General features: G+C 62.4%; 2 protein-coding genes and 4 pseudogenes. 2 read left to right on the plus strand and 4 right to left on the minus strand.

Going from position 1 to position 5,069, the window contains the following annotated elements; translation table 11 throughout:
* Positions 1 to 478: 478 nt before the first annotated feature.
* Positions 479 to 802: pseudogene (locus IVA74_RS14480) on the plus strand (ATP-binding protein); the annotation flags it as partial.
* On the opposite strand, the gene IVA74_RS14485 reads toward IVA74_RS14480, so the two are convergent.
* Positions 800 to 2,251, minus strand: a complete 1,452-nt coding sequence (locus tag IVA74_RS14485; protein WP_247344729.1) for a recombinase family protein — start codon at positions 2,249 to 2,251, stop codon at positions 800 to 802. The pseudogene IVA74_RS14480 and the gene IVA74_RS14485 sit on opposite strands and share 3 nt — an antisense overlap.
* Positions 2,251 to 2,901, minus strand: a complete 651-nt coding sequence (locus tag IVA74_RS14490) for a recombinase family protein (RefSeq protein ID WP_247344731.1) — start codon at positions 2,899 to 2,901, stop codon at positions 2,251 to 2,253. Before IVA74_RS14490 ends, IVA74_RS14485 begins: the two co-directional genes overlap by 1 nt.
* Before the next feature lie 499 nt (positions 2,902 to 3,400).
* On the opposite strand from IVA74_RS14490, the pseudogene IVA74_RS14495 reads away from it, so the two are divergent.
* Positions 3,401 to 3,547: pseudogene (locus IVA74_RS14495) on the plus strand (ATP-binding protein); the annotation flags it as partial.
* Between the two features lie 107 nt (positions 3,548 to 3,654).
* On the opposite strand, the pseudogene IVA74_RS14500 reads toward IVA74_RS14495, so the two are convergent.
* A pseudogene (locus IVA74_RS14500) lies at positions 3,655 to 3,984 on the minus strand (transposase zinc-binding domain-containing protein); the annotation flags it as partial.
* Between the two features lie 22 nt (positions 3,985 to 4,006).
* Positions 4,007 to 4,866: pseudogene (locus IVA74_RS14505) on the minus strand (tyrosine-type recombinase/integrase).
* Positions 4,867 to 5,069: the final 203 nt, after the last annotated feature.

A 5,069-nucleotide genomic window follows, 5' to 3' on the forward strand; every position in this document is an offset into this window, starting at 1 on the left:
CCTTGTCGCTGGCCGCGTCTGTCGCGATGTCGTCGTCGGCTAGGGCCTCGACCAGCATGCGCTCGATCAGGCTGACAAGCAGAGGCTTCTGCGTGGTCGGAATGTCCAACATCTTTTGATCGACTTCGAACAGGTCTCGCTGCCGGCTCGGTCGTGGTCGCATGATCGCCTCCTTGGTGCGGGGCTGATTCCCCGTCAGGCGAGGCTAGAAGCGCATCGAGCCGGACGCGCAGCTCGACGAGCCTATCGACAGATAAACAAGGAGAGCCGGTGATTGCCGTGGAGCGAGCCGTCTCCTCACTCATCCATGCCGGAATCAGGGCGAGCGTGCCGTCGGGCTGAACCACGACCAGATGATCCTCGCCGGCGAACCGCTTGCGGTGCTCGACCTGCACCATCTGCCCGGCCCGTGGATGGAACGGATAGAAGATCCGCACCTCGAACGCCGGACACCCGGCATTGTGACGCTGGTTCGTGCGGGCTCGGCAAGAGCTGGATTGCCTGCGCCCTCGGCCACAAGGCCTGCCGCGACAATCGTTCGGTCCAGTATCATCGCGTCCCGCGTCTGTTCGAGGCACTTGCCCTGGCTCGCGGCGACGGCCGATATGGCCGACTGCTTAAAACCATCGGCCGCGTTCAACTCCTGATCCTCGATGATTGGGGCCTGTCAGTTCTAAATCCGCCCGAACGGCGCGACCTTCTAGAGATCCTCGACGATCGCCACGGTCGCGCCTCCACCATCGTCACCAGCCAGGTCCCCGTCGAACATTGGCACGACGTTATCGGCGAGCCGATGACTTCATGATGCCTCCTTCTTCGAATGCTTGGTGTGTCGTACCCGATTACGCAGCTGACAAATTTTTTGGTCTGAGAGCTCGATCTGCCATGGCTGACCTTTGGCTAACTGACGACCTGCCAGCAATCCGCGCGCAAGATAATCGAACACTGTTTGCGGGGTTAATCCAAGCTCAGCCGCTGCCCCTTGAATCGAGAAGCTGCCGTCGGGCCAGCGCATGGGATTCTGGTCCACGCCGTTGATCTTGACGGTGGGAATGCCCCAGCGGGTGCGCAACAGCCAGACGTTCTCGCCTTTGAAGGCGCAGCCTCGGGCGGCGACGAAGCCTTCTTGGTTGAGTATTGCCGCGATCTCGGCATCCATTTTGTGTTCAGCATTCAAATCGACGATCCGCTGCCGCAATCGATCAATGTCGATGTAATTGCGGTAGGTGTGAACGCGCCGTTGCACGTGATGCTCGCTGGTTGCGCCGGTCTGCCAGACGATTTTGAGCCACACTTGACCTCGGATCCGCTTCTGATCAAGAACGACTTCGCGGATGACGAATCGCAAAATGCGCTTGCGATCGGCTGTCGACGTGGTGGGCGCGTTCCAAATCTGCGGCAGGTTCTCGCCGAGTGCTTGTAGCCCTGCGCGTTCCACCGGGCCAATCAGAAGCGGCTCTTGCCCACGACAACGCGCATGCTCCTGCTCGACCGCCTCCACGGCACGCAGCTTCTCTTCCCAAGCCCGCTCAAGTGAGCGCGCCACGAGACGGTTCTCGGGCTCTACGGCGTCATACTGACGCCGATCGCGCTCGGCCTCGTAGCGGGCGCGCTCTACGCGAAGCGCCCATTGGCGCTCGAGCTGGCGGCTCTCCTGCTCCAGTTGGTTCGCCGCCGCGAGTGCGATCTCAATCTGATCCGGCAACAGAGCGTCGAGGACCACCCGCTGGACCAAGGCGTCAACCGCCAAGGCCCGGACTTCCTGGCACAGTGCACTGCCTTCCTGATCCCGATCCGACCGGCAGCAATAGACCGGATAGTCGGCATTCGGGCCAGTGTAGCGCATGCTCATGCGCCGTCCGCAACGGCCGCAGATCGCAATTCCTTGTAACAGGGCTGCCCCCTTGCGCGGCACGCCAGCGTGTCCTGCCTCAAAGTGGGCGACGTTATCTGCCAGTCGCCGCTGGTTGGCCATGAACTCCTCCCAGCTGATATAACCCGGGTGAGCAGCGCGGAGGCAAACCGCCCAGTCGGCGATCGCCACCTTGACCGTTCCCGTCAGCGATCCCGGTTGGCATCGGCTCGGATCCTTTTGCCGGCGGCCATAAACATACGCCCCAGCATAAGCCGGATTTTGAAGGATACTAAGGACGCGTGCACTATCTGGCACACGCCAGACGGTCTCGTGTGGAGCTGGTCCAAGCAGCGGCCGAACCGGCAAGGACAATCCGTTCCGGTCCAAGTACCGCATTACACGGCGGGCACTTTGCAGTTCCTGGAATTTGGCAAAAACGAGTGAAGACGGGCCTGCACCTCCTCATCAGGATTGAGAATAATCGTGCCGGCGCGATCATAGGCGAGCCCGGCTGGCAGGGGCAGCCGCAGTTCGCCCCGCGCCGCCTTCTGGCGTTCCCCTTGGTGAAGGCGCATCCGAAGCTGATGCAACTCCGCCTCGCTCATGATGCCGGACAAGCCCAACAGCAGGCGGTCGTGGTAAGCGCGCGGATCGTAAAGCCGCTCGCCATCCGCAATGAGCACACCGAACACCGAGCACAGTTCGAGCAACTGATGCCAGTCCCGGTTGTTGCGGGCCAAGCGAGAAGCGTCGAGGCTCACCACAAGACCGGCGTTGCCAAGACCGATCTCGGCAATGAGCTTCTGGAAGCCATGACGATCCACACCGCCAGCACCGGATTTGCCCAGATCCTCGTCAATGACCTGGACGCGCTCCGGCGGCCAGCCCAGACCGATGGCGCGATCGACGAGGCGGTACTGCAGCTCCGTGCTCTCCTGATGCTGGCGCACCTGGTTCACGGATGACTGCCGCACGTAGACATAGGCCAACTTCGCTCTGTGCGCAGTCGTGAGCCGCTCGTCAGCGACGTTCAAGCTGATCAGCACGACCCAGTTCCCTTCCGGGCGTGCCGGGAACCGCTTGCATCCGCCGCAGCAGCGTGGCGAGGATTTGAGCGATCTGGGTTTGCGTCGCGGTCGACAAATTCGGCCACAGGGGCGGAATGTCGTCCGTCGGACGGCCGGGTGGATTTGCCAACGTCGGCATGGGTCGATACGCAACGCGACCTGGAAGCGGTCGGTGGGTCATCGCGAATCACCTTCTCGTCAAGAAGGCTCAGACTCGCGCTCAAATGTTGCATCAATGGGATCAGCGTACGTGCGCCGACGCGCGGCAGATCGGCCGCGTTCGGGCCAGAAGCTATTGTCTCGGCAAAATCCGTCGACGCGATGCGAACCGCCCGCGGTCGGCCGTCCGGCAGCGCGACAACGACATAGGCGGGACCGCGCCCCGACCGCTCCTTCAGCACCTCACGCCGGTGCCCGAACAGAAAATGATGCGGGTCAGTGATCGTGACGTGAGACACGACCCGCCCGAGAATAGGGGTACTCTGACGTGTTCGGTGACCCAACCCTCGGCGACGCCATCCTGGACCGCCTCGTTCACAACGCTCACCGCCTTCAACTCTCCGGAGAAAGCATGCGAAAACAAAACGCCCGCAATCAAACTCTTGACGCCAACTCAAACCCCTGACCCAATCACCATGTCGGCCAAAGCGGCTGCTCACGATCGCGCGAAATCCCTGCTCACCATCGCGTGAAATCACCGCTCACCATCAGCGAAATGCGCACGATCGGAGCCGGCAGTGTGAAGACGACGTGGAAATAGGGGACCGGCAGCAGGTCGGCTTCTCGCGCGGCGAGCCACGCGGCTCGAGCTGGCCCCTGACACTTCGGACAGTGCCGGTTGCGGCAAGAATTATAGGCGACGCGTGTCGTGCCGCAGTCGTCGCAAGCCTCCATGTGGCCGCCGAGCGCCTCGGTCCGGCACGCCACGATCGCACTCATCACGCGCCGCTCGACCCGACCGAGATGACCGGCATGCAAACGGCGATAGGCGTCGCCATGCCGGCGCAAGATATCGGCAATCTCGATGGCGGGTCTGTGCGGACGGACGTCGGGGCGGGCCATAACCCGCATCCCGGACGCGTTGTCATCCCGGTGGCGTCACCTCCAGCGACAGGCGGTCGAGCGGGCTCTGCGTCGCCCGGATCGTATCGGTGGCGACCTGCGTGTAGCGCGCCGTCGACGACAGGTTATTGTGCCCGAGCAGAACCTGGATGATCCGGATGTCGGTTCCGTTCTCGAGAAGATGTGTCGCGAAGCTGTGGCGCAGCGTGTGCAGCGTGACGCGCTTGGTCAGGCCCGCGGCCTTCACCGCCGACCGGCAGGCGGCATGCAACACGGTCTGATCGATTGGATGGTCTTCGTCGCGTCCCGGGAACAGATAAAGGCGCGGCCGGGCGAGCCGCCAGTAGGTGCGCAGGATGCCAGCAGCTGGGGCGACAGCATCACGTTGCGATCCTTCGCGCCCTTGCCGTGGCGCACCTGGATGACACCGCGAGCACTGTCGATGTCTTCGATCCGCAGTCCCGCTACCTCGGAGGCCCTCAGTCCGGCCGCATAGGCGGTGGTCAGTGCGGCGCGGCTCTTCAGGCTGGACACTGCTTCGAGGAACTGGACCACTTCGTCGGCGCTGAGAACGACCGGCAGCTTGCGCGGTTCTCGCGCATAGGGAATGCGTTCCGGGATCAGTGCCTCGCCAAGAGTAACGCCGTAGAAAAACCGCAGCGCACAGACGATCTGGTTCAGCGCCGGCCATGATATGCCGGTCGAGACCAGATGCACTTGAAAGGCGCGAACGTCTTCCAGTTCCAGCCGATCCGGCGATTTGCCGAAATAACGGCTGAACTTCGAAACCGCGCTGATGTAGGATCGCTGCGTCGCCGGCGACAGATTGCGGACGGTCATGTCCTCTATCATGCGGCGGCGAAGAGGGCTCAAATCGGCCATCTCAATACTCCTGTCTGAGGGGGTGGGCTGCAACACCCACATCCTCTCAGGCAGGAGGCGCTCTACGCCACCTCGCCGTTCACGCCGCGGTAGCGGCTTCGTTCAATCCACAAAACGAAATTGCAAGGTTTGGCGGTCTCGAACTCCAAATCCTTGCAATCTCAAACCCATCCGCAGTCGGAAAACGGACTCTCGCTCAATCG

Source organism: Bradyrhizobium sp. 132, assembly GCF_023074185.1.
In the GTDB taxonomy this organism is placed as follows: Bacteria; Pseudomonadota; Alphaproteobacteria; order Rhizobiales; family Xanthobacteraceae; genus Bradyrhizobium.